We start from the raw sequence: 228 nt of genomic DNA on the forward strand, positions 1-228 counted from the left end.
TGTCGGTTTGGGGTACGATTTCGTGTTACCTGGAGCTTAGAGGCTTTTCCTGGAAGCAGGGCATCAGTTACTTCATCACCGTAGTGACTCGTCATCACACCTCAGCGTTAAAAAGAGTCCGGATTTACCTAAACTCTCCGCCTACATGCTTAAACCGGGACAACCGTCGCCCGGATAACCTAGCCTTCTCCGTCCCCCCTTCGCAGTAACACCAAGTGCAGGAATATT

The 228-nt window shown here is 50.9% G+C and carries 1 rRNA gene; it reads right to left on the bottom strand.

Annotated elements, in window-relative coordinates:
- Window positions 1-228 (bottom strand): 23S ribosomal RNA (locus WFP70_RS26650); the annotation flags it as partial.

It is taken from the genome of Pantoea sp. USMM079 (assembly GCF_037153115.1).
Taxonomy (GTDB): Bacteria; Pseudomonadota; Gammaproteobacteria; order Enterobacterales; family Enterobacteriaceae; genus Pantoea; species Pantoea communis.